The organism is Salinarimonas rosea DSM 21201 (genome assembly GCF_000429045.1).
GTDB lineage: Bacteria > Pseudomonadota > Alphaproteobacteria > Rhizobiales > Beijerinckiaceae > Salinarimonas > Salinarimonas rosea.
Map to the genome: position 1 here is coordinate 106388 of NZ_AUBC01000005.1, position 20646 is coordinate 127033.

Annotated in this window: 27 protein-coding genes and 1 tRNA gene; 14 read left to right on the top strand and 14 right to left on the bottom strand. The window is 69.8% G+C overall.

What is annotated here, in order from left to right; all coding sequences use genetic code 11:
* Positions 1-37 precede the first annotated feature (37 nt).
* The 3 genes from G407_RS0104220 to G407_RS0104230 form a co-directional block, all read right to left on the bottom strand.
* Positions 38-1561, bottom strand: a complete 1524-nt coding sequence (locus G407_RS0104220) for a tripartite tricarboxylate transporter permease (RefSeq protein WP_029029807.1) — start codon at positions 1559-1561, stop codon at positions 38-40.
* Positions 1562-1609: 48 nt separating this feature from the next.
* The gene (locus G407_RS0104225; protein ID WP_029029808.1) at positions 1610-2056 is read right to left on the bottom strand and encodes a tripartite tricarboxylate transporter TctB family protein; all 447 of its coding nucleotides are present in this window, start codon (positions 2054-2056) and stop codon (positions 1610-1612) included.
* 164 nt (positions 2057-2220) lie between these two features.
* On the bottom strand, positions 2221-3207 hold the full coding sequence (locus G407_RS0104230) for a Bug family tripartite tricarboxylate transporter substrate binding protein (RefSeq protein WP_043538918.1): 987 nt from the start codon (positions 3205-3207) through the stop codon (positions 2221-2223).
* A gap of 452 nt (positions 3208-3659) precedes the next feature.
* On the opposite strand from G407_RS0104230, the gene G407_RS0104235 reads away from it, so the two are divergent.
* The gene (locus G407_RS0104235) at positions 3660-4400 is read left to right on the top strand and encodes an SDR family NAD(P)-dependent oxidoreductase (RefSeq protein WP_029029810.1); all 741 of its coding nucleotides are present in this window, start codon (positions 3660-3662) and stop codon (positions 4398-4400) included.
* A 242-nt stretch (positions 4401-4642) separates the two neighbouring features.
* Here G407_RS0104235 and G407_RS0104245 read toward each other — a convergent pair.
* Positions 4643-4718: transfer RNA gene (locus G407_RS0104245), tRNA-Ile, on the bottom strand.
* A 201-nt stretch (positions 4719-4919) separates the two neighbouring features.
* On the opposite strand from G407_RS0104245, the gene G407_RS0104250 reads away from it, so the two are divergent.
* From G407_RS0104250 to G407_RS0104275, 6 genes are read left to right on the top strand one after another with little or no spacing between them, the layout of a single operon-like run.
* Entirely contained in the window at positions 4920-5123 is a 204-nt protein-coding gene (locus G407_RS0104250) for a hypothetical protein (RefSeq protein ID WP_029029811.1), read from the top strand.
* Positions 5124-5134: 11 nt separating this feature from the next.
* Positions 5135-5620, top strand: coding sequence for a hypothetical protein (locus G407_RS0104255; RefSeq protein WP_029029812.1), 486 nt, complete (start codon positions 5135-5137; stop codon positions 5618-5620).
* A 12-nt stretch (positions 5621-5632) separates the two neighbouring features.
* Positions 5633-6043: a hypothetical protein gene (locus G407_RS0104260; RefSeq protein ID WP_029029813.1), complete on the top strand. Its 411-nt coding sequence runs from the start codon at positions 5633-5635 to the stop codon at positions 6041-6043.
* A 2-nt stretch (positions 6044-6045) separates the two neighbouring features.
* Positions 6046-6528: a helix-turn-helix domain-containing protein gene (locus G407_RS32440; protein ID WP_043538919.1), complete on the top strand. Its 483-nt coding sequence runs from the start codon at positions 6046-6048 to the stop codon at positions 6526-6528.
* A complete protein-coding gene (locus G407_RS0104270; RefSeq protein ID WP_029029815.1) occupies positions 6515-6727 on the top strand; it encodes a hypothetical protein in 213 nt (70 codons plus the stop codon). Before G407_RS32440 ends, G407_RS0104270 begins: the two co-directional genes overlap by 14 nt.
* Positions 6728-6734: 7 nt before the next feature.
* A complete protein-coding gene (locus tag G407_RS0104275) occupies positions 6735-7034 on the top strand; it encodes a hypothetical protein (protein WP_156917464.1) in 300 nt (99 codons plus the stop codon).
* Here the strand turns inward: G407_RS0104275 and G407_RS25670 are convergent.
* From G407_RS25670 to G407_RS0104315, 8 genes are all read right to left on the bottom strand, one after another.
* Positions 7031-7930, bottom strand: a complete 900-nt coding sequence (locus tag G407_RS25670) for a tyrosine-type recombinase/integrase (RefSeq protein ID WP_245259015.1) — start codon at positions 7928-7930, stop codon at positions 7031-7033. The two genes, G407_RS0104275 and G407_RS25670, sit on opposite strands and share 4 nt — an antisense overlap.
* A 564-nt stretch (positions 7931-8494) precedes the next feature.
* Positions 8495-8743, bottom strand: a complete 249-nt coding sequence (locus G407_RS25675) for a hypothetical protein (RefSeq protein ID WP_052340946.1) — start codon at positions 8741-8743, stop codon at positions 8495-8497.
* Positions 8744-8763: 20 nt separating this feature from the next.
* Entirely contained in the window at positions 8764-8997 is a 234-nt protein-coding gene (locus tag G407_RS0104290; RefSeq protein ID WP_029029817.1) for a hypothetical protein, read from the bottom strand.
* Between the two features lie 95 nt (positions 8998-9092).
* Positions 9093-9584, bottom strand: coding sequence for a hypothetical protein (locus G407_RS0104295; protein WP_029029818.1), 492 nt, complete (start codon positions 9582-9584; stop codon positions 9093-9095).
* A complete protein-coding gene (locus G407_RS0104300; RefSeq protein ID WP_029029819.1) occupies positions 9581-10246 on the bottom strand; it encodes a hypothetical protein in 666 nt (221 codons plus the stop codon). The genes G407_RS0104295 and G407_RS0104300 overlap by 4 nt, the downstream gene beginning before the upstream one ends.
* 2 nt (positions 10247-10248) lie before the next feature.
* On the bottom strand, positions 10249-10590 hold the full coding sequence (locus tag G407_RS0104305) for a hypothetical protein (RefSeq protein WP_029029820.1): 342 nt from the start codon (positions 10588-10590) through the stop codon (positions 10249-10251).
* A 14-nt stretch (positions 10591-10604) separates the two neighbouring features.
* Positions 10605-10853 (bottom strand): hypothetical protein, encoded by a 249-nt coding sequence (locus G407_RS25680; protein WP_043538923.1) that lies wholly within the window; start codon positions 10851-10853, stop codon positions 10605-10607.
* Positions 10850-11203 (bottom strand): hypothetical protein, encoded by a 354-nt coding sequence (locus G407_RS0104315; RefSeq protein ID WP_029029821.1) that lies wholly within the window; start codon positions 11201-11203, stop codon positions 10850-10852. Before G407_RS0104315 ends, G407_RS25680 begins: the two co-directional genes overlap by 4 nt.
* A gap of 418 nt (positions 11204-11621) precedes the next feature.
* Between G407_RS0104315 and G407_RS0104320 the strand changes: the two genes are divergently transcribed.
* On the top strand, positions 11622-12074 hold the full coding sequence (locus tag G407_RS0104320) for a hypothetical protein (protein ID WP_029029822.1): 453 nt from the start codon (positions 11622-11624) through the stop codon (positions 12072-12074).
* On the opposite strand, the gene G407_RS0104325 is transcribed toward G407_RS0104320, so the two are convergent.
* Positions 12061-12318, bottom strand: a complete 258-nt coding sequence (locus tag G407_RS0104325; RefSeq protein WP_029029823.1) for a hypothetical protein — start codon at positions 12316-12318, stop codon at positions 12061-12063. The genes G407_RS0104320 and G407_RS0104325 overlap by 14 nt on opposite strands.
* A gap of 75 nt (positions 12319-12393) precedes the next feature.
* The gene (locus G407_RS0104330) at positions 12394-13176 is read right to left on the bottom strand and encodes a hypothetical protein (RefSeq protein ID WP_029029824.1); all 783 of its coding nucleotides are present in this window, start codon (positions 13174-13176) and stop codon (positions 12394-12396) included.
* Positions 13177-13789: 613 nt separating this feature from the next.
* On the opposite strand from G407_RS0104330, the gene G407_RS0104335 reads away from it, so the two are divergent.
* The 6 genes from G407_RS0104335 (at position 13790) to G407_RS0104360 (ending at position 20580) form a co-directional block, all read left to right on the top strand.
* Positions 13790-14188 carry a hypothetical protein gene (locus tag G407_RS0104335; protein ID WP_029029825.1) on the top strand — a complete coding sequence of 133 codons (399 nt, stop codon included), beginning with the start codon at positions 13790-13792 and terminating at the stop codon, positions 14186-14188.
* Positions 14189-14872: 684 nt separating this feature from the next.
* Complete coding sequence (locus tag G407_RS25685; RefSeq protein WP_052340947.1) at positions 14873-15523, top strand: hypothetical protein; 651 nt, start codon at positions 14873-14875, stop codon at positions 15521-15523.
* 40 nt (positions 15524-15563) lie between these two features.
* Positions 15564-17765, top strand: a complete 2202-nt coding sequence (locus G407_RS0104345) for a terminase gpA endonuclease subunit (RefSeq protein ID WP_169728759.1) — start codon at positions 15564-15566, stop codon at positions 17763-17765.
* 68 nt (positions 17766-17833) lie between these two features.
* Entirely contained in the window at positions 17834-18076 is a 243-nt protein-coding gene (locus tag G407_RS0104350) for a gpW family head-tail joining protein (protein ID WP_029029827.1), read from the top strand.
* A gap of 7 nt (positions 18077-18083) precedes the next feature.
* Entirely contained in the window at positions 18084-19691 is a 1608-nt protein-coding gene (locus G407_RS25690; RefSeq protein WP_052340948.1) for a phage portal protein, read from the top strand.
* Entirely contained in the window at positions 19684-20580 is an 897-nt protein-coding gene (locus G407_RS0104360; RefSeq protein ID WP_029029828.1) for a S49 family peptidase, read from the top strand. The genes G407_RS25690 and G407_RS0104360 overlap by 8 nt, the downstream gene beginning before the upstream one ends.
* Positions 20581-20646 lie beyond the last annotated feature (66 nt).

The window sequence follows — 20646 nt, forward strand, 5'->3', positions numbered from 1 at the left end:
ACGGCTCGCGGCGTCGCACGGGCGCGCCGGCGCGGCCTCAGCCGCCCGCCTTCGCGGCCGCACCGGCCGCGCGGCTCAGCTTCTGGAAGAGCGGCACGAGGCCCAGCAGGACGACGGTCAGCGCGAGGATCCAGAGCGATGCGGGCCTGTCGACGAAGATCATGAAGGAGCCGCGCGAGATGGTCATCGTCTGGCGAAGCGCCTCCTCGGCCAGCGGCCCGAGCACCAGCGCGAGCACGAGCGCGGCCGGCGAGAAGCCGTAGAGCCGCATGAAGAAGCCGACGATCCCGGCGGCGAACATCAGCCAGGTCTCGATGAACGAGGCGTGGACGCTGAAGGTCCCGAGCGCGCAGATGACCACGATGGCGGGTGCGAGCAGGCGGTAGGGCACCTTCAGCAGCAGCACGAAGAGCGGGATCGCGAAGATGCTGATCGCGAGCAGCGCCATATTGCCGAGATACATGGAGGCGATCAGTCCCCAGGCCAGCTCGGGATTCTGCGCCATGAAGAGCGGCCCCGGCCTCAAGCCCCAGAGCAGGAAGGCGGCGAGCAGCACCGCGGTCGAGGCCGAGCCCGGAATGCCGAGCGTGAGCAGCGGGATCATCGCGCCCGACGATGCCGCGTTGTTCGCGGTCTCGGGCGCGACGAGGCCCGCCATCTCGCCCTGGCCGAACTTCTCCGGGGTTTTCGATACGGAGCGCTCGAGCGAGTAGGCCATGAGCGAGGCGATCGTCGCCCCCGCCCCCGGGATGACGCCCACGACGAAGCCCAGGATCGACCCGCGGACCATCGTCCAGCGGGTGGAGATCCAGTCCATGCGGTCGGGCCAGAAGCGCTTCTCCTTCTGGAACTGCACGATCGAGCCCGCACCCTGCCGGTGCAGGCCGATGTAGAACGCGTAGAACAGCTCGCCCAGCCCGAACAGGCCGATGGCGACGGGTATGAAGTAGATGCCGCCGATCAGCTCGGCCGAGCCGAAGGTGTAGCGCCCCTGCCCGGTCTCGAGGTCGACCCCCACGGTGCCGAGCGCGAAGCCGACGAGGGCCGAGAGGCAGCCGAGCTTCCAGTTCGCGCCGATCATGACGATGAGCGTCAGCATGCCCATCGAGGCCAGGAGGAAGTATTCCGGCGGGCCGAAGCTGCGCGAGACCTGGGAGAACATCGGGGCGAGGATGGTGATCAGCACGACGCCGACGGTGCCGCCCACGAAGGACGCCACGGCCTGCATCACGAGGGCAGGCCCCGCCCGCCCGTTCTTGGCGAGCGGAAAGCCGTCGAAGGTGCTCGCGACCGTCGCCGATTCGCCGGGCGTGTTCAGGAGGATCGACGTGATCGTGCCGCCGTACATGGCACCGTAGTAGATCGCGGCGAGCATCATGATCGCCCCGATCGGGTCCATGCCGAAGGTGACCGGAAGCAGGATCGCGAGCCCGGCCGACGGGCCGAAGCCGGGTATGACGCCCACGATCATTCCCACCATCGCGCCGACGAGGAGGTAGAGCAGGTTGATCGGGGTGATGGCCAGCGAGAGGCCCATCACGAGATCCGCGAAGATGTCCATCGAGCCCCCTCTGAGCGGCAGCCGTGCGGGCGCCGATCCGGATCGCAGTCAAATTGGGAAGGGAACGAGCCCGGGCGGCATGCTCGCGTTCAGGAGCACGTCGAACAGGAGGTAGACCGCCAACGGCAGCACGAGCGCGAGGGCGCCGTTCTGCAGAGGACGGCCGGGGTTGAGCATCGAGAGCGCCGCCAGCAGGAACACGACCGAGGCCAGGAAGCCCCCGAGCAGCCACAGCAGGACGGCGTAGCCGAGCGCGAGCCCCGTGAGCGACGCCACGTCGCTCCACCGGCCGGGCGTCGCCGCGCCTCGATCCCGGCCGCGCAGATGGTCGGCGATGATCCAGATCGCGATCGCGACCATGGCGAGGCCGATGATGCGCGGGAAGAAGCCGGGACCCAGCCGTCCCGTGCGCGTCATGAAGCCGAGATCGGCGAAGGCGACGTAGGTATAGAAGACGGCACCGGCCAGGACCGCTACCAGGAATGCGATGCGCATGCGCGTAGGCTCCCCGCGGCGCCGCTCGACCCGATGCGATCGGACGAGGCGCTCGATGTCTCGCGAAGCTGTCCGTCGTCGCGGCCGGCGAGAACGTTCCGTTCCGCGACGAGCCGGTGGCGGGAGCCGGTCCAGCGGACGGGCTCCCTCCGGCTCTCGGCGCTCTACTGGATTGCGCCCACCTCGCGCAGCACGCTCTCGAAGCGGTTCTGCGTATTCACCAGGAAGACACGGAAGTCCTCACCGTACTTGATGTTCTCGGTGAGCTGGTTGGTGTTGATATACGCCTGCCACTCGGGAGTCTCGACGACCTTCTTCATGGTCTCGATCCAGAACTCCTGCGCTTCCTGGGGCGCATCGGGCGCGAGGATCAGGCCGCGCGGCATGGAGACGCCGATGTCGTAGCCGAGATCGGCCATGGTCGGCACGCCCTCCAGCTCGGAGGGGACCTTCACGCCGCTGTAGACCAGCGCGCGCAGGTCACCCGATTCGATCATGCCGAGGATCTCGCCCGGGTTGCCGGTCATCACGTCGACGGCGTTCGACAGGAGCGCCGTGGTCTGGTCCGCCATCGAGTTGAAGGAGACGTAGTCGAACTCGAAGCCCGCCGCCTCGGCGAACAGGGTCGGCACGATGAAGTCGACGTTGACCGTGCCGGTTCCGGCGATGGTGATCGGCCGCTCCTTGGCCGCCGCGATCAGGTCGTCGATCGTCTCGAATTCGGAGGAGCCGTTGACGACGAGCGCGAGGTCATCGGTGGCCAGCAACGCCACCGGCGTGAAGTCGGCGGGCTGCCAGGGCGTGTCGGCCTGCAGTGGCGTCGTGACGAAGCTGCCGCTCGTCGTGGAGATGTCGTAGGCGCTGCCGGCTTTCGCGTAGAGATGGCCCCAGCCCACGGCGCCCGATCCGCCGGCCCTGTTCTCGGCCCGGATGTCGGACGGGTAGAGGTCGTACCTCTCCAAGATGTCGATGATCGTGCGCGCCATGATGTCGTTGCCGCCCCCCGGCCCGAAGGCGATCGTCCAGTCCAGGGTCTCGGAGGGGTAGTCCTGCGCCGATGCGGGCGCAGCCCCGGCCAGGGACACTGCAAAGGCGGCGGCGAAGGCGGCGGCACGCAGCCGAGAGGCCTTGGCGGTCGTGTCGTGTCTCATGTCTTCCTCCCAATCTTGTTTGTTCGTTTTCCGACGAGCGCGGGCTCGGTTCGCGCCGTGCCGGCGCGACATCGCCTCTTCTTGTTGTCGAAACGCGCACGAGCGGCGCGTCGCGGGACATGCGCACCGCGGTGATCCCCAGGCCGGCGAGCCTGCGCCCACTGCCGCAGAGTTCAAGTGCGTTTTTGTCAGGACGGTCCGGCGCGATCGTGCGGCAACCTACGGCGTCCGTTTCGGCGTTGCTCGCTGCACGCCGCGCCGAAGCCGAGAACCCGCAGGCTTCGGCCGCGATCGAGCCTCGTATGTCCCGACGCCTGCTCATCACGCAAGATCATGCCAAAAAATGTAGTTTGTCAACATTCTTGGATCAATTGACAAAAGCGGCGGTGAGCCCGATCGTTTCGCGCCGTCGTGTCCGCGCGGTTCGCGTGTCTTCAGAAGGAACTCCGTGCATGACCGAACGCTCGCTCGACGGCCGGACCGCCTTCGTTTCCGGTTCCGGCCGCAACATCGGCCGCGCGGTTGCCGTCCGTCTCGCGCAGCTGGGCTGCAACGTGGTCGTCAACGGCTCATCCTCCGAGGACGCCTGTCGCGAGACGGCCCGCCTGGTCGAGGCCGCCGGCGCACGAGCGTTGGTCGCCATGGGCGACGTGAGCCGTTCGGACGCAATGGCGCGGATAGCGGAGACGGCGCTGGCGGAGTTCGGCACGGTCGACGTCGTCGTCAACAATGCTGCGCGCCGCCCCCACAAACCGTTTCTCGAGACGTCCGATGCGGATTGGCATGCGGTCGTGGACGGGGCGTTGACGGCATCGTTCTCGAGCGCCCGCGCCTTTCTCCCGGGCATGGTCGAGAAGGGCTGGGGGCGGGTGATCAATTTTGCGGGGATGAAGGCGATCCGAGGCTATTTCGAGGGCGCGCCGATCTCGGCCGCGAAGCATGGGGTCTGGGGCCTCACCAAGGCATTGTCGCAAGAATTCGGCCCCAAGGGCGTGACCGTCAACGCGATCTCCCCTGGCCAGATCCGCAGCGAGACCGCGACGCAGGACGATCCCGCCCGCGTCGCCACCATTCCGGTGGGCTTCATGGGCACGCCCGGCGACATTGCCGCGGTCGTCGCCTTCCTCGCCTCGCCCGAGGCCCGCTTCGTCAACGGGCAGATGCTCGCCGTGAACGGCGGCGAGACGACCTGAAGGCCGGCGGGCTCCCACTCGGCCGCTCTCGGCTCGCAGCCGACGTGCTGCCGATCCTCAGCGCCGAGGCATCGCGGAGGCCTGCCCCACGCCTCCGCGTGATCGGAGACGGGGATGTTCCGTCCAGACATGCTGGTGCTCGGCCTTGCCGATCCACTCGACGAGGAGCCGAGCGTAGGCCCCGCGCGCGTCGTCGCTGAACGCGGCGACGTCGGTCTGGCCGGGCATGTCCTCGTGGGGAATGGTGGGCCCGGCAGGACTCGAACCTGCAACCAGACCGTTATGAGCGGCCGGCTCTAACCATTGAGCTACGGGCCCCCTAGGCGGGGTAAGGCTTTCCGCCTCGCGATCCCGGGCCGTGAGTGGTCCGGAATCTCTCCTTGTTCACGGTGCACCTGTCCCCGTCCTGTCCCCGTAGAACGCCTGTTCCCCGGATCCGAGACGGCTCTTCTTCCTTGCGCCGCGACGTGCCTGGGTAGGTAGCACGGGCGCGGAGGGCGCGCCAAGGGGAGAGGGATCATGGAGTTCACGATCACCTTCGGCTGGTGGCTCGCGCCGACCATCTGGACGATCTTCTGTTTCTGCCTCGCGTTAGCAAAGACCCCGCGGGACCAGCCGAGCGGAAGCTTCGACTTCGGCGGCCTCCTCGACGCCATCCTCTTCTACGGCGCCGCCCTCATCGCCAGCCTCGTCGGCTGGCTGATCTACGCGCTCGCGACCTGAGGGAGGATCACATGCAATACGCCGTCTCGATCCGTCGCGCCGCGACGACTGTCCGGATCAACACCGATCCGTCGAGGCTCAAGGAGATCCGGGAGGGGATCGCCAAGGGACACGTCATCCTCCGTGAGGACGACCAGGTCGAAGTCCTCGCGTCCGACTTCGGGCGCGACGGCGCCCTCGCCCTCGTGGTCGCCGCCCACCTCCGAGACCGCCCGCACGCCGCCACGAGGGCTGTCGTCCATGTGCGCGGCGTGGTCGAGGTCATCATCAATCACGATGCGGAGGGCGCCGACGAGGTCGTCCAATCCGTGCACCGCGCCCTCGACGAGGCGAACGCGGTACTGCGCGGGCAGACCGCCTGCGGCGCCACGCGCTTCTGCGTGGCGGACTCCGTAGGCGAAACTGAGGCGATCCGCGCGCTGAGGGTCACGGGCGTCGACGGCGATGTCTTGCTCGTGTTCGACCCCGGCGAGGATGCCTGCGAGAAGGCCGCCTGAGGAGATCTGACCATGCCCGCACCCGACGCGTTCCTCGCGCACATGGACAAGATGCGCGATCTCCAATCCATCCGCGACGCCGAGACGATGACGTCCACCGTCGTCGACGCCACGCCGGCCGCCGACCCGGCCGCGGCGATCTACGCGGCCGTCGACCGCATGCGCGAGTTCGAGCGCCAGTTCGCCGAGGCCGAGATCGGCCTGGTCGTCGCGCAGCTCGTGGAGGTCGCCCGCGAGCGCGGGCTCGATCCCGATCGGCTGGAGGTCGCGATGGTCGGCCCCGCCGTCGCCGGCCTGCGCGACGTCGAGACCCGCAAGCTCGTCGTGCGCCGGTGCGTCCCGCTCACCAGGTCGGAGAGCGCCGGCCTCGATGCGCTCGTGCCGAGCGTGATGCGGATCCCGCCCTACCGGATGGGAAGCTGACCATGCAGACCCCCGTCGAATCCATCCAGCGCGCGATCGCGGACGCCGCGCCCGCGATCGAAAAGCTCCGGGAGGCCGGCGCCGACGCGATCGATAGGGCCGTTCACGGCATCGAGGAGGCCCGCCTGAAGGCGCTCGCCGCCCGGTACGGGCTCGAGCTCCAGCAATGGAACGACGTCGGCTACACCGTCGAGGATCCGGTCGCCGGATGGCTCATGTCCTGCTCCGACCTTGCGGCTGTCCGGGCCGCTCTCGGCATGCGCTTCCTCTCCATCGACCGCGCGCCGACGGCGCATGGGCTCGTCTACCAGGCCGCCCGCGAGGCCGGATCCAGGAAGGCGCTGGCGGTCCGCCTGGGCGTCTCGGCGCCGTTCGTGTCGGCCATGATCAACGGGCGCAAGCCGGTGCCCGAGAGCGTCATGCGGAAGCTCGGGCTGCGGCCGGTGACCGTCTACGTGAAGGATACGGCGCATGGCGATCGTTGAGATCATCCTGCCGGCGCCGCGCTACCGGTCGCTCATGAAGCGGTCGCGCGCGGACCTGGAGTTCAAGCTCCAGGAAGCCGAGTACATGAACGCCAAGCGCGACGGGCGGGCATACGACTGGCAGAGCCGCCAGGCCGAGCTGCAGGCGCTGTCCCGCGACCAGCTCGCGCGCGGCATCGTGGAGGCTTACCATGCCTGAGGCGGAGATGCCGATCCTGCTCGGTCCCGATCTCCGCCTTCGGCTGGCACGCCGCGAGTGCATCGTGAACGTGCGCTCGATCCCGTGGGAGATGATCGCCGACTGCGAAGACCAGGCGCAGGACTCGCACCAGCAGGATCTGCTGACCCTGGCGAGCCGAGGCGGCGTCTCCGCGGGCGAGGCGATCGCGATCATGGCCCGCGTCCGCCCCTTCCCGATCGACGACATACTCGCTCACCGGATCCTGTACGCGATGCGAGCCATGTTCGCCCGCGGTCAGAGGGTGGCGGAGGCGCGCGGCGTCTAGCCCGCCTTCCGCTTCCCCCTCTTCCCGATCCCCTCGACGGCCTCCGCCTGGTAGTCGGGATGCTGGTGGCTGTACGTCCGCTCGAGCACCTCCACCGACATCCCGAGATAGCCGGCGGCTTCCCATAGGGGGACGCCCGCCCTCATGAGCCAGGTCGCGGCGGTGTGCCGGAGCGCGTGCGGCGTCACCTCCGGCGGAAGCCCGGCCGCCCTCACGGCCTGCGAGAATCCCTTGTTGACCTCCTGCACGGCCTTCTCGTTCCATTCGACGACGTGACTCTTCGCGATGCCCTTCCGGTGCCAGCGCCTGACGTGCGCGAGCAGGCGCGGCGGGATCCGCGCCGGCGGCTGGCGCTTCGTCGTCTCGCGCTTCCCGACGGGCAGGCGGTGGTAGACGCCGCCCTCGAGGTCTATCCACGCGACGCCCGGCGCGCGCTCGAAGCCGGCGCTCGCGATCGAGCCCGCCCGCGTCCCGGTGTACAGGCCGACGAGGATGAAGCGGGCCAGGTGGGCCCACGGCCGCTTCTTCGTCACGACCTCCCTCCCGCCGTGCGTCTGCACCTCCCGCGCGCGCCAGCAAGTCCACAGGAGACGGGCGGCCTGGTCGCGCTCGAGCCAGACGACGCGCGGCTGCGACTTCGGCGGCAGCCAGACGTCGACGATGGCCCTGCAGTAGCCCTCCTTCCGGTGGTAGTTAACGGCGGCGCGCAGGTCCTCCAGCTCGCGCCGGACGCCGGCGGGGGACACCCGGCGCGCGGGGTTGCCGGTGCGGTCCGGGCGGGCCGACTTCCAGGGCTGCTTCTGCCGCCAGGTCGCGTAGGCGCGGCAGGACCTGCCGGTGACGTCCGCCAGGGATTTTCCGGCCCACCATTCCCCGAGCTGGAGCAAGCGTTGCATGGTCTTCGCTGGCCGCGCGTGCCCGGGGACGACCTCCTCGGCATAGAGCGCGAGCACGTCGGTGACGAGGACGTCGCCGACGGCCTGGTCGCGACGGTGCTCGGGCGCGTGCTTCTCCGCCAGGTAGGCGGCTAGCGCGGCCTCGGCGCCCGCGCTATCCGCCTCAGGGCATCGAGTGACGATCGAGCGCGATCCGTCTCGGATGATCCACCTGGCGTGCTTCCGAATCCTTCCGTCGGGCCCGTGTTCGGCCGGCTTGAGCCAGAGCCTAGGCCCTTTTGGTTTCGACATGTCTCCCTCCACTCCTGCAGGATTGCTCGCGTGACGACGACACGGCGACCCCGGCGCTCGGGCACCAGGTCGCCGCGGCGTATCGCAGCGCGGAGGGAGGCGACGGTCTCGCCGGCGAGATCGGGCAGCGCGCAGGCCTCGGCGAGCGTCATCGGCGCGTCGGCGGGCGCCGGCACGAGGACGGTGTGCAGAGTGTGGGAGCTGCCGACGGTGACCGTGAACGAGACCATGAGCGTGAGCATACACGGATCCGGTGACCAGGGGGTTTCCGAGCTACGCAGCTTTCGCCGGATCCGCGACGTCGTCCAGGACCACCGCGTCCGCGGCCTCGATCCACACCCTGGCGCCGCACTTGAGCGGCCGGTCGGGCGAGTAGACGACGCGCGCGGGCCCGACGAGCTCGACCTCCCACGCCGGCGTCGACGTGCGGCCGCGGATGACGCGCAGCGGCGGCTCGCGCTCGGCCGGCGCGGCGGACACGTTCTTGCGGATGACATGCTGGTTGACGTGCACGCGGACCATGTCCAACCCCCTGCCAGACATCACGAATTCTCGATAACATCCCGCCCCGGCACGCCGGCGTGCTGCGACGGCACGTCGTTCCAGTCGAGATCGACGGAGATCTCCGTCTCGCCCGACGGCACCCGGCGTTGCGGTGGGAGCATCGAGCGATCACGGCGGCGCTTGCGCGTTGGCGCACATGGCTGCGGATCCGATTCGAGCCGCCCGTGCGCGAATGCCTCGAGCATGTCGACGAAGGATTTGTGATCGCTCACGCCCGGAATCCTTATGTGCAAGATATGACACGCTGCGTCCGCTTACGTTCAAGATACGACGCCCGGGGCCCGTCCCCGGGCGCCTTACGTGCACGCTACGCCGCCTCTCGCTCCGAGGCCTCGGCCGCGAGGGCCGACTGGATCCGCTGGTAGGCGCGCTGCCGAGAGACCCCGAGCGCCCTGCCGATGTAGGCGGTCGAGTGGCCGGCGCGGCGCATCGCGAGCGCGCGCCGGTCGAGGGCGTCGGAGACGCGCCGGCGCTCGGCTGCGGCCTCGTCGAAGGCGGCCCGCCCAGCGATCTCGACGGCGTCGCGCAGGCGGCGGTACTCGTCGAGCTTCGAGAGGCGCTTCCAGACAGCAACGTGGGAGAGCCCGTGCCGGCGCCCGATCTCGTAGACCGTGAGCCCGGCGCGGTAGTCCGCGAGCAGGATCTCGGTGTCGACGCGCGGCGGCGCGCCGCGGCGGATCTCGACGCCGGCGCGCTTGAGGAGGGCCGACATCTCGGCGATGGACACCCCGGCCCGGTCGGCGAGCCCGCGCACGGTTCCGCCGGCCAGGTAGGCGACGACGATCTCGTCGGTCTTCATGCGGCGATCCTCCGGTCGGCGGTGGCGGGGACGTCCCAGGCGGCGAGGATGTCCAGGAGCCAGCCCGGCAGGCGCTCCTCGACGGCGAGCCCCGGGAAGACGGTCTCGATCGCGACGCGGTCGCAGCCGTCGAGCGCGGCGCGCAGGCGATCGTCACGGCGCGGCAGGCGGGCGCGGCCGCGGACGGGCTGCGGATCGACCAGCGGGAGCGCCCGGCGCAGGACGTCGCCGACGGCGCGCTCGTGCGACCGGATCCGCTCGAGCTCGAGGGCGGCCGGCGTGTTGCCCGCGCGCGCCAGGCGCGCCAGGGCCGAGAGGCGCCCCTGGCGCTGGCAGCGCGGGGGCTCGACGCCGCGGCGCCGGAAGAGCTCGTGCGCGGCGCCGTCGCGGATGCCCGCGGCGCGCTCGCCCGCCGACGGGCCGTCGAGCAGGAAGGCCGCCTCCAAGCACACGAGCTCGTCGAGCTCGCTGTAGGTGCGGCGCGACGGGATCCCGACGACGACCGCGCCGGCGGTCGCCCGGCCTTCCTGCGCGAGGGTCTGGATGGTCTTGCGACCGAGCCAGCCCCAGCGCTCGAGCGCGGCGTCGAGGCCGTAGCCGTCCAGTATGCGGGCGACGAGCGCCGGATCGGGCCGACGATAGACGAGTGCTTCGACCATCATGCTCACCTCCCGAAGATCCTGAGATCGTCGTACGACGGGCAGCCGACGCCGCGGGCGTAGCCGCGCGGCAGGATCTCGACCTGCCAGCCGGCGTCGATCGCGGTCTGGGCCAGCCTCTGCAGCTCGGCGGCGCGCTCGCGCGGGCAGGGCCGCGAGACGCGATCGTGGACGATGCGGACGCCCGGGAGCGCGGCAAACTCCGCGACGCGGCGCTGGCGGTGGGCCTGGGCGATGATGGCGAGACGCGAGGTCAGCAGGGCCTCGGCGCACTGGTCGATGGACGCGCCCGGATTGGCCTTCAACCAATCCAAGCAGCGGTCCAGGAAGGATTTCTGATCCGACATGTGCGGTGTCTCCGTCAGTCGTCGGTGAGCGGGAGGTAGCGGACGATCTTGCGCACGCCGAGCGCGCGCAAATAGGCTTCGGTGGGCTCGCGATGCGCGTTGCGGATCTGCGAGACGGCGACCGGGTCGAGCCCGTGGAGGTGCGCCCAGGCGCGGGCGGATCCGGCCTCGGCGATCGCCGCGTTCGCCCGCGCGTTGAGCTCGAGCGCGTCCAGCAAGAGCGGCGCGGCGTTCGGCGAGATGCGGCCGGTCAGCGTTCTCACGCCGCGCCCTCCTCGCCCTCCGGGAGGTCCTGCTCACGGACCTCGGTGACCGTGACGACGGACACGCCCGGGAACGCCTTCACGATGCCGGCGACGAGCGGGTGGCGCTCGCACACGGCGCGCAGCGCGGCGCGGGCGGCCTCGTCGATCTCCGCCTTCGTGGCGACGGGCTGCTCGCCCTCGACCTCGTCGAGCGGGACGACGAGCACGCGCTGCGCGGCGGCCAGGCGGCGCAGGCCGCCCGCCGCGGCGGGCTTCGGATCCGGGATGGGTTTCGCCGGCGCGACGGGCGCCGCGGCGGGCTTCAACGGGGCCAGCGCCAGCGGGCGCGGCAACAACGGCTTCTGCATGTGTCTGACTCCCCCGAGTAGGCGCGTCCGGTCTTCCGGTTCGCGCACATAGGAGAATCTGCCCGGTTCAAGGTTTTGTCAACAGGCTCGAAAGGTTTTCTCCAAGGTCTCGTCAGGACCGTTCGAATTTCGAAGGATTGCCGTCCCGGGATTCGTTCGAATTTCGAAGGATCTCCGTAGCCGTTGTCAACACCGCGGTTTATTTTTCGATTATTGAAAAATACCGGCCCGCGCGAATTCTTGCTCGACGGGCTTGTGGGATGCTTCGGGCGCGCCGATCCTTCGCCTACGCGCCGGACGTCACCGGCGCGCAGAGGAGGCACACATGCTGAGAGCAATTGCTGAAATCGCCCGCCGGGCGGTCCTGATCGCCGCATGGGTTCTGGAGTGCGCTGCGTGCGCGCTGCGGGGAGATCCGATGCCGCCGCGCCCGGCTGGAGAGGAGGCGACCCGCGAGCTGGAAAACGCCGTCGCCGAGGCGGCGCCCGCGCCCGCCGAGCGCACCCTCGAGGATCTCGACCGCTCGGCGTCGATCCTGCGCCAGCGCGGCGCGAGCGTCATCGCCGCGTGCACGGCTCTGCATCGCGGCGATGACCTGCGCGAGGCCGATCTGGTGGGCCTCGAGTCGCACGAGCGCATGTGGGTCGCGCAGCTGACGCCGGAGGAGCGCGAGGCGATCTTGTATCGCACGAAGACGTACGACCTCGCCAACCACATGTCGGGTCGGCGGCTCATCCCGGGGGTGCTCCCCTGCACCCGCGCGCACGTCGTCGACCGGGCGCGGGCTCTGATCGACATGCGGATCGCCGAGCGCGAGCGCGAGCGGAGCACGGATCTCGACGACGAGGGGCCGGCGCTCAGAGCCGGCTGACGCGCAGGAGCAGGTCCTCGAGCTCCGCCCGCAGGACCTCGTTCTCCCGACGCAGACGATCGTTTTCCGACCTAAGGCCGCGGAGTGCATCCGCGGCCTTTTTCGCTGCCGGGGCGAGGCCGGGGTCGACGGGCGTCTCGACGTAGCGGATCGTGCCCGGGCGCGGGCACAAGCTCGTCAGGGCGAGCGCGCCAAGGACGGTGGCGGCGGTCTCGGCGCCGGCGGTGGGGCTGTAGCGAGCCATGATCGGTGTCTCCGTGTTGCGCGGCGACGGCCGCTGCGAGGTCGATGATCCTACACGACAAGAATTACCAAATCGTTAACGGGCGACGATGTAAGGCTTCGGGATCCCCGCGAGCCCGCCTTCGATCGGGCGGACGTCGAGCTCGAGCTGCGGCGTCTCGTCCACGGGCTCGGTGCGCTCGAGCCTCAGCGAGACCTTCGTCGCGCCCGATCTCGCCTTGAGCCGCGTATGGCGGGCCAGCAGGTCCTCCGCGCCGGCGATGTCCCTGACCCCGCGGACGACCACGTCGCTCGCGACCCGCGCGAGGTGGCGCGCCGTCCCGACGAGCGGGCCGAAGACGCCGACCACGTTGGCCTCGTCGACCACGATCTTCGCCGCCTCGCCGCCGTGCGTCAGCGCCATGCCGCGGACGTAGAGCTGGACGCCAGGCTGCGTCGTCACGCGAGCGTAGTCGGCCGGCCGGATCGGCAGGACCCCACCGCCGAACGCGCGGGACGCGCGGTAGGAGACCTCGACCTTGACACCACCGCGCACGGTCGCCTGGTAGCCCGACAACGGCACCAGAAGCGTGAAGACCTTTGCGCGATCGAGATCCGTCCCGGGAGCCGAGAGGTGGGCCCCGGCGCACTCGATCGCAGCGCGTCGGGCGCTCTTCGTCGTGACCCTGAGGACGGCCGCCAGGTCGTCGTACGGGACCTCGCCGTCGGCGCCGCGGAGCAGCGCCAGGATGGCCCATGTGCACCGCACGGCGAGCGGCGAGAGCAGCTCCGTGCCCCCCGCCGTCGTCGGCCCGACGACCCACGCGGTACGTGCCAGGTCGAGCGGAAGGTGCAGGCGGAAGTTGTCGGACGCGCGCATCCGGCTCAACTCCCACATGTCGCGTGAAACGGATTTCCGGTAAGCCATCACCATCCCCCGAAGGTTTAACCCATATGCACAAGATTGACACGCGGATCGGCTAGGGTCAACCCCGCTCGAATCGTTGCGCAGCAAGGGTTTGAGCCGAAGGCCTCGGGGCGAAACGAGGCGTTTTCGACGACGCAACTTCCCGGTACTACGTATATATATAATCCCCCTATGTAGGCTATCTTCCGCGCGCGCGAGGCGGGAGACCGGATCCGGAGGCAGGTTGGGCTCCGGAGACAGGCCTGCGGGTCGACGACCTGGTGGCGGTCTGCGGAGACGAGAGATGGTCCTCGGAGACAGGACTGGGGTCGCCGGCCAGAGGCCTGGATCCGGATGCAGGAGGCTGGTCTGCGTAAGCGGGCACGCGGATCGAAGACCTGCGCTGGGGATTTGGGATTGACACGTTACCGCGTCGCTTCGCTCCGCGGGGCCTCCGCGGGGATTCGATCCGGGCTGGATCCGATGACGATCGATGTACGGCCGGAGACCTCGATGTACGCCGCGCCGCTTGTGCCTCGCCTCTCCAAGGGCAACGATCCGCGTGACTAATCACGGAGGCGCAAGCATGACCGATGCACGGACCAAGGCCGCGGAGCGCCGGCGCCGGGACGCCGAGCGTCAGCGCCGGCGCAAGGCGAGGTACAGGGCGGAGTCCCGCCCGATGCCCGAGCAGGTCTACCGCGCCATCGCGCTCGCCGTCTCCGCGGAGCTGGCCGCGCTCGACCTCGACCCCGCCTACCCGCCCGACGTGCTGCAGGGCGAGATGCGCCTGCGCGCCGTCCTGATCCGCGCCACGGCCGTGCTCGTGGCACAGGGCTATCCGATCCAGTCTGCGCTGCCCGAGGTCACCCGCAGGCTCTCGGAGCGTGCCTGGGAGGGCATGCCGAGCGTCGACCCGCGAGAGCCCTCCCTTGGCGCGCTGGGCCGACTCGGGGACGGCGGCCTGGCGCGGATCGACACGTGATCGTCCTGAAGGCTCGTGGAGGCCACTCGAACAGGGGCGGTCGTGTCGGCTATGCCCGAAGCCTCTCGACCCCATCCAGCGACGATCCAGGACGATCCTGAGCGATCCTGGATGCCGGGGGTGTGGGGCCGTCGCGTCGGATGCGTGAGCGATCGTGTCCATGTAACGGGGGCGTCGGGGGGGATCGGGACGGATCGATCACGCCCCGGCTTCCTTGCATCGATGCGCTTGCGGCATGCGTGAGGGTGGGCTATCTTCCGGATGTCCCACTGCCCGTGAGACGATTTGATCGGCGCCCCCGGCTCCCAACCGGTGAGGCGCCGATCCCCGTTCTGGGCGGGGCATTGTCCGATGCATGGGCCCGCTCCAGCTTCGCCTGGCTTGCTGCTGGTTTGCGTAGACGCAAGCGAGGTCGCTCCCGCGACGGCTGGTCCGAGGCCCTCCCCCCCGTCTCCCCCGACACCTCGGGCCAGCCTACCGGAGGGCGAGTGCGGGAGGGGACGGACATGGTAGCGATGACGGTGCGGTTCGATAACCGCAATGATATCAGACCCCTAGCGGGTCCTTCCCCGGGTAGGGGGGTGTACCGGAGGTTGCGCGACTCCGGTCTTTTTTCTCAGTCTGGCAGAAAATTGGGTCCGCAGATTCGCAAGGACGGCGCCGTCGCCGTCGCGCGGTGATGCGATGGGCCTGAGCATCCGCGCCTACGCGAAGCGTCGCGGCGTCAGCGACAAGGCCGTGCGCAAGGCTCGCGACAGCGGGAGGATTGCGGCCGCGTTCTTAGATGATGGCACGATTGATCCCGCCGTCGCCGACGAGCTGTGGGAGCGCAACACGAACCCGGACATGCGCCGCGGCGTCGAGCGCGAGCGCGGCGAGGAGGCGGTCCGCGCCCGGCTCGAGGGTGCGGACGTGGGCGCGGACCGGCCCGCGGACGCACGGTCCGCGCTCGACGCGCACGTGGCCACCAGGCGCGCGGTCGCCGAGCCCGCGCGAACGACGACGGCGCAGACGCAGGTCGACCTGGCGGCCGAAGAGCGGCGCGAGAAGATCCGGCGCATCCGCCTCGCGAACGACGAGAAGGAGGGAAAGCTCGTCGACAAGGCCGGCGCCTACGCGCACTTCTTCGCCGCGATGAAGGCCGTCGGCGACGCTTGGCAGGATTGGCCCGGGCGCGTCGGTCCGCTCATGGCCGTCGACCTGCAGGAGCTGGCGAGGGCCGGCCGGCTCGACTCGTTCCACGTCGGGCAGATCCTCGACCGGTACGTCCGCGAGCACCTGGAGGAGCTGGGCGGGAAGAAGGAGGACGACGATGCCGCTGACGCTGCCGAGTGAGGTCATGTCGTACCCCGGCGCCGCGGATGCGCACGCATGGATGCTCCGCGGCCTCCAGCCTCGCCCGGACCTGACCGTGTCCGGCTGGGCCGACCGCAAGCGGCAGCTGAACAAGAAGCACTCGAAGCTCCGGGGCAAGTGGCGGACGTCGACGACGCCGTTCCTGCGCGAGCCCATGGATAACCTGTCCGCTCGCTCCCACGTCCGGCGGACGACGCTGATGAAGGGCGCGCAGGTCGGCGGTACCGAGACCGGCCTGAACTTCGTCGGCTACAGCATCGACCAGGACCCGGCGCCTGTCCTGTTCATCAGCCCGACGCTGACCGTCACGAAGAGGACCTCGGCGCGCGTCCAGTCCATGATCGACGACGACCCGAAGGGGCTCGGGCGCAAGGTCAAGAAGAGCCGCGAGCGGGACGGCAAGAACAGCCAGTTCGAGAAGCACTTCGTCGGCGGCGCCCTCTACTTCGCCACGGCCAAGAGCGCGACGAACCTGCGCTCGACGGCGACGCCGCGGGTGATCTACGACGAGGTCGAGGCCTACCCGCAGGACGTCGAGGGCGAGGGCGACGTCGTCGAGGTGACCTCGGCGCGTACCTTCACCTTCGGCGACCAGGTCAAGGAGCTCCTGATCTCGACGCCGGCGATCGACCAGACGTCCCAGATCAAGAGGCACTACCTCGACGGCGACCAGCGCGAGTATTTCATGCCCTGCCCCCATTGCGGGGACTTCATGTCGTGGCGCTGGGAGGGCTTTGCCTGGGAGCCCGGCAAGCCGGCCTCGGTCCGCTATCGCTGTCGGTGCTGCTCGGGCGAGATCGAGGAGGCCCGGCACAAGACCCGCATGATGGCCGAGGGCGTCTGGGTGCCGAAGGTCCTCGCCGAGGATCCCGACTTCATGGCGGCCCTGAAGGAGGGCGACCGCTCGCGGCTCGACGCGCACAACGCCAACGCCTACACGCGGTCCTATTACCTGCCCTCGTTCTACTCGCCCATCGGCATGCTGTCGTGGACGCGGATCGTCGAGCGGTGGGAGAAGGCGCAGGGCAAGCCCTCGGCCGAGAAGACGATCATCAACACCATCTTCGGCTTGCCGTGGGTCGCGCCCGGCGAGGCGCCGGACTGGGACGTCGTGTACAAGCGGCGCTCTCGCTCGTACCGCCTGCGCGAGGTCCCGGCGGGCGTCGCCTTCCTGACCGCCGGCGTCGACGTCGGCGTCGACCACATCAAGATGGCGGTGTGGGGATTCGGCCGGCGCCGGCAGCGGTGGCTCGTCGACTACGTCGTGATCCCCCTCCCGACGAACGAGCCCGAGGCCTGGGAGCAGCTGACCGAGGCGCGGCATCGCGTCTACCGGCACCCGTCCGGCGCGGTCCTGCCGATCCGGCGCCTGCTCGTCGACCGCAACAAGTGGCCGGACCGGGTCGATCCCTGGATCGAGCTGCAGGACAAAACCAAGGTCTGCGGCGTCCTCGGCGCGAAGGCCTTCGACGCCGCGCTCGTCGACTGGCGCCACCGGCGCGTCCAGCTGCAGGACGGGTCGTGGGGACGGGACACCACGTTCTCCTACGTTCGCGCGGGCGTGTCGCAGGCGAAGCTGGAGCTCTACGCGCAGCTCGGCGTCCGGCACACGCCGGGCGAGGACTATCCGCCCGGATGGGTCCACCTGCCGGACGACGTCGAACCCGACCTGGTCAAGGAGATCGTGTCCGAGCAGCTCGACGTCGGGGATGGCGTGCGGGCGCCCAAGTTCGTGCGCAAGGCCAACCACCGCGCCGAGGGTCTCGACACGGCGAACTACGCTAGGATCGCGGCCGAGATCGAAGGCTGGGGCCGGTGGACGGATCGTGAGTTCGACCGCGAGGACGAGCGCATGGCGGACGCCGCTCGGTCCCTTGAGCACGAGCTGGCACGGTTGGCGTCAGCCTGGCATCGCGATGGTCGTGATCAGACGCCGACGATCCGCACGCTCGTCCCGAGCCTGGTTCTCCCTGAGGACGTCCCGGCCATGCCGACCGTTAACAGATCTGTAAACGCCGTACCCGACGAGCCCGCGATCGAGAAGCGCGAAGAAAAACCGCTCGAGCCCAGGCCGCCGACGCCTCCGCCAGAGCCCGCAATCCCAGGCCTGCGCAGGGGGTGGGGACATGCCCGAGACCAGGCGGACGCCGTCGGTGTCGTGGGACGCAGGAAGGTTGATCCGGCGCTCATGCGGACGAGGACGATCGAGCACGACGACTGAGCCGGGGCATTGTCCGATGCACCGGTCGCGGGAACGGTCGCCGGGATGCATCATCCCGGGGACCCCTCATGACCGTCCAGGAGCAGATCGCCGATCTGAAGGCGTACCGGACGTCGCTCGAGACCGCCCGGCGCGAGCTCATGCTCGGACGCGCCAAGGCGCAAGTCGCCTACGCGCTGGGCGGCAACACCACCGTCGTCTACGCGCGCGCCGACCTGCCCGCGCTCCAGCAGGAGATCCGCCGGGTCGACTACGAGCTCGCCGTCCTCGAGGGCCGCCCGCGTCCGGGCCGCCCGATCCACTTCGCGTGAGGCCGGCATGGAGAAGAAGCACCTGCTCCTCGACGCGTCCGGGCACCCGATCATGTCGGACGGCCGGCGCCTGCAGCTCGCCGCCTACGGCGACACGGCATGGAACGCGGCCTCGTTCGACCGCGAGCTGAGGGACTGGGATCCATCGCGCGGCTCGGCCGACGCGGATTCGCTCTACGAGCTCGACGACATCCGCGCGCGCGGCCGCGACCTGCGGCGCAACGCCACCTCGGCCCGGGGCGGCATCAACGCGCTCGTCGACTACACGATCGGCACGATCCCCCGCTTCATCCCCAAGCCGGATTGGGAGGTCCTCGGCAAGGATCGGAAGTGGGCCAACAAGTGGTCGCGGGCGGTCAAGCGGAAGTTCGCCGCCTACGCCCGCAGCCGCGACGTCGACGCCACCCGCGAGCACCATCTCGGCGGACTCTCGCGGCTGATCATGACGTCCTACCTCGAGAGCGGCGACGCCTGGGCCCTGCCCATGTACCAGCCGGATTCGGGCCAGACGCAGTACGGCTCGAGCGTCATGCTGGTCGAGTCCGACCGGATCTCGAACCCGATGGGTCAGCCCGACCGGGAGGACTTGCGCGGCGGCGTCCACATCGACCCCGAGACGGGCGAGATGCTGGGCGTCTACGTCCAGAAGATCCACCCCGGCGACGTCGCCGTCGGGCTCACGGGCGCGACCTCGTCCCTGCTCGAGTGGGAGTACGTGCCGGCCTTCACGCCGTGGGGCCGCCGGCGCGTCATCCGCCTGTGGGACCGCGACCGCATCGGCGCGAACCGCGGCCTGTCCGTCCTCGCGACGGCGGTGCCCGAGCTGCGCATGCTGATGAAGACGAAGCTCTCGGAGGTCCAAGCGGCCTACGCGAACTCGCTCATCAGCGTCATCATCAAGTCGAACCTGCCGCCCGAGATGGTGGCGAACATGTTCGATTCGCCCGAGGCGTACCTGCAGTTCCGGGCGACGCAACAGCCCAAGCTCGCCTCCGGCGCGGCGATCCAGCTCGCGCCCGGCGAGGAGGCCTCGGGCTTCTCGCCGAACCGGCCCAACACGGCCCTGATCGATTTCATGAAGGCCCTGACGCGCGAGATCTTCGCGACGATCGGCGTGCCCTACGAGATCGGGATGAAGGATTTCGCGGGGCTGAACTACTCCAACGCGAAGACGATCTTCGCCGACTTCTGGAAGACGGTCCACGCGCGCCGCGACCACATGGCGAACGGGTTCTGGGACCCGGTCTACGAGCTGTGGTTCGAGGAGGCGGTCCACCTGGGCGAGATCCCGGACTGCACCGCGGACGACCTCTACGAGAGCGAGGCGCACTACCAGGCCTGGACCGCCGGCACGTGGATCGGCGACGGCGAGGCGCACATCGATCCGGAGAAGGACGCCAAGGCCATCCAGCTGCGGATCGCTACGGGCACGTCCACGCTCGAGCGCGAGTGCGCCAGGCTCGGCCTGGACTGGCAGGAAGTGCTCGAGGAGCAGGCCGCCGAGCGCGAGCTCTGCGAGGAGCTGGGCATCCCGTATCCCGGCGACATCCAGCTCCCCGGCGCGGCCGCGAAGCTCAACTCCAACGACGACGAGAGGACCCGGACCGATGGCTAAGCGCGAGCTCGCGCGCGTTCTCGGCGCGCTCACGGCGACCCCTTGGGCGATCACCCCGGCCGCCTACCAGGAGCTCCTCGGGCTCGCCTCCCGCGACGCCGTCGTGCTCGACGCGCTGGCGGCCAAGGGCGAGCGCGAGATGGGCGACGCGATGCACTGGTACGACGTCGGATCCGTCCGCGTCATCCAGGTCATCGGCCCGCTCATGCGCTACGCGTCGTGGTTCGACGACGTCTGCGGGATCGCCTCCTACGAGCGGATCGCGACCTACCTCGACGAGGCGCTCGCCGAGGCCTCCGTCAAGAAGATCCTGCTCTACATCGACAGCCCGGGCGGCATGGTCACCGGCTGCGCCGAGCTCGCCCAGATGATCCGCAAGGCCTCGGCCGTGAAGGAGGTCGTCGCCTACGCGGGCGGGGACGTCTGCTCGGCGGCGCTGTGGATCGGCGTGTCGGCCGACAGCCTGGTCGTCTCCAAGACGAGCACGGTCGGCTCCGTCGGCGTGGTCGGCACGATCGTCGACTACCGGCGCATGGAGAAGGCGGCCGGCATCGACACCTACGAGCTCGTCTCCAGCGCCACGCCGAACAAGCGGCCCGACGTCGCGACCGACGACGGGCGCGCCGAGATCCTGCGCAGCATCGACGCGACCGCCGCGGTCTTCCTGGCCGACGTCAAGGATTACCGGGGGTGGACGGACCTCGAGACGCTGGACGCGGTCGCCGAGCGCACCGGGCGCGGCGGCGTGTTCGTCGGCGCGCAGGCGGTCGCCCGCGGCCTGGCGGATGCCGTCGGCACGTTCGACGAGGTGCTCGAGGCGATGGGCGCCGGCGACGGCGTGCAGGCGGTCGCTCCGACCGGGGCATTGTCCGATGCACGGCGGCGGTGAACGGTCGCCGGGCATGATGGACTCGCGCCCGGCGAGCAAGGTTTCGCGACGGGACGAAGGAAGGAT

Coding starts and splice junctions, on each gene's coding strand:
- G407_RS0104315 (WP_029029821.1), bottom strand. CDS start 11,203: ATGCAGAAGCCGTTGTTGCCGCGCCCGCTGGCGCTGGCCCCGTTGAAG.
- G407_RS0104335 (WP_029029825.1), top strand. CDS start 13,790: ATGACCGATGCACGGACCAAGGCCGCGGAGCGCCGGCGCCGGGACGCC.
- G407_RS25685 (WP_052340947.1), top strand. CDS start 14,873: ATGGGCCTGAGCATCCGCGCCTACGCGAAGCGTCGCGGCGTCAGCGAC.
- G407_RS25670 (WP_245259015.1), bottom strand. CDS start 7,930: ATGCAACGCTTGCTCCAGCTCGGGGAATGGTGGGCCGGAAAATCCCTG.
- G407_RS0104255 (WP_029029812.1), top strand. CDS start 5,135: ATGCAATACGCCGTCTCGATCCGTCGCGCCGCGACGACTGTCCGGATC.
- G407_RS0104250 (WP_029029811.1), top strand. CDS start 4,920: ATGGAGTTCACGATCACCTTCGGCTGGTGGCTCGCGCCGACCATCTGG.
- G407_RS0104330 (WP_029029824.1), bottom strand. CDS start 13,176: ATGCGCGCGTCCGACAACTTCCGCCTGCACCTTCCGCTCGACCTGGCA.
- G407_RS0104305 (WP_029029820.1), bottom strand. CDS start 10,590: ATGTCGGATCAGAAATCCTTCCTGGACCGCTGCTTGGATTGGTTGAAG.
- G407_RS0104275 (WP_156917464.1), top strand. CDS start 6,735: ATGCCGATCCTGCTCGGTCCCGATCTCCGCCTTCGGCTGGCACGCCGC.
- G407_RS0104220 (WP_029029807.1), bottom strand. CDS start 1,561: ATGGACATCTTCGCGGATCTCGTGATGGGCCTCTCGCTGGCCATCACC.
- G407_RS32440 (WP_043538919.1), top strand. CDS start 6,046: ATGCAGACCCCCGTCGAATCCATCCAGCGCGCGATCGCGGACGCCGCG.
- G407_RS0104270 (WP_029029815.1), top strand. CDS start 6,515: ATGGCGATCGTTGAGATCATCCTGCCGGCGCCGCGCTACCGGTCGCTC.
- G407_RS0104295 (WP_029029818.1), bottom strand. CDS start 9,584: ATGAAGACCGACGAGATCGTCGTCGCCTACCTGGCCGGCGGAACCGTG.
- G407_RS0104300 (WP_029029819.1), bottom strand. CDS start 10,246: ATGATGGTCGAAGCACTCGTCTATCGTCGGCCCGATCCGGCGCTCGTC.
- G407_RS0104345 (WP_169728759.1), top strand. CDS start 15,564: ATGCTCCGCGGCCTCCAGCCTCGCCCGGACCTGACCGTGTCCGGCTGG.
- G407_RS25675 (WP_052340946.1), bottom strand. CDS start 8,743: ATGGTCCGCGTGCACGTCAACCAGCATGTCATCCGCAAGAACGTGTCC.
- G407_RS0104230 (WP_043538918.1), bottom strand. CDS start 3,207: ATGAGACACGACACGACCGCCAAGGCCTCTCGGCTGCGTGCCGCCGCC.
- G407_RS0104325 (WP_029029823.1), bottom strand. CDS start 12,318: ATGGCTCGCTACAGCCCCACCGCCGGCGCCGAGACCGCCGCCACCGTC.
- G407_RS0104320 (WP_029029822.1), top strand. CDS start 11,622: ATGCCGCCGCGCCCGGCTGGAGAGGAGGCGACCCGCGAGCTGGAAAAC.
- G407_RS0104360 (WP_029029828.1), top strand. CDS start 19,684: ATGGCTAAGCGCGAGCTCGCGCGCGTTCTCGGCGCGCTCACGGCGACC.
- G407_RS0104350 (WP_029029827.1), top strand. CDS start 17,834: ATGACCGTCCAGGAGCAGATCGCCGATCTGAAGGCGTACCGGACGTCG.
- G407_RS0104225 (WP_029029808.1), bottom strand. CDS start 2,056: ATGCGCATCGCATTCCTGGTAGCGGTCCTGGCCGGTGCCGTCTTCTAT.
- G407_RS25690 (WP_052340948.1), top strand. CDS start 18,084: ATGGAGAAGAAGCACCTGCTCCTCGACGCGTCCGGGCACCCGATCATG.
- G407_RS0104235 (WP_029029810.1), top strand. CDS start 3,660: ATGACCGAACGCTCGCTCGACGGCCGGACCGCCTTCGTTTCCGGTTCC.
- G407_RS0104260 (WP_029029813.1), top strand. CDS start 5,633: ATGCCCGCACCCGACGCGTTCCTCGCGCACATGGACAAGATGCGCGAT.